Raw genomic sequence first — 773 nt, 5'->3', positions numbered from 1 at the left:
ATACTGGGTGGCTATCCTCACTCCAAGCTGTTCATTAATGTCAGGGAGAAAGAGAGCTTAGCTTATTATGCTTCTTCTCGGTTTGACGGGCATAAAGGAATTCTCACCCTGCAATCAGGAATTGAATTCGCGAATTATGAGAAGGCCGTAGCGATTATGAAACAACAATTGGAAGCCATGGTGAACGGAGAAATCAATGAACTTGAGCTGTCCCAGACTAGAGCGATGATCGCCAATCAACTTAGAGAAAGCAAGGATTCGGCATTCGAGATGATCGCGCTTGATTACAACAGTCAGCTCTCGGGCAAGGAGAGAACAGCGGAAGCACTGATTGAGGCGACAGAGCAAGTTGACATTGCGGCTATTCAGAGAGTAGCTGAGACTGTCAAGTTGGATACGATCTACTTCTTAAGAGACCGGAAGGGAGGAAACTGACCATGCAAGCTATTCCTTTTACCAAGCTGCAGGAAACGGTATATCACGAACAATTGCCGAACGGCTTGAACGTTTATATACTGCCTAAGACTGGATTTCAGAAAACGTATGCGACGTTCTCCACTCATTACGGCTCAATCGATAATCACTTCCAAGTAGAAGGTCAAGATGAAGTTCAAGTCCCGGACGGAATAGCGCACTTCCTGGAACACAAAATGTTCGAGGAGCCGACGGGAGATATATTCGCCCAGTTCGCTTCATTAGGAGCATCAGCGAATGCCTTTACCAGCTTCGATCGGACGGTTTATTTGTTTTCCGCCACCGGACATATTCATGAG

The 773-nt window shown here is 46.3% G+C and carries 2 protein-coding genes; both read left to right on the top strand.

The features are described from left to right. Positions 1 to 435 (top strand): insulinase family protein (locus AC1DWB_RS36515; RefSeq protein ID WP_477545931.1); only part of this gene is annotated, 435 nt, incomplete at its 5' end. A 2-nt stretch (positions 436 to 437) separates the two neighbouring features. Further along, positions 438 to 773 (top strand): M16 family metallopeptidase (locus tag AC1DWB_RS36510; RefSeq protein ID WP_477545930.1); only part of this gene is annotated, 336 nt, incomplete at its 3' end.

The organism is Paenibacillus sp. P4_E11 (genome assembly GCF_056401635.1).
Note: the sequence above shows the minus strand (reverse complement) of the source record. Positions and strands in the feature narration are given on the sequence as shown.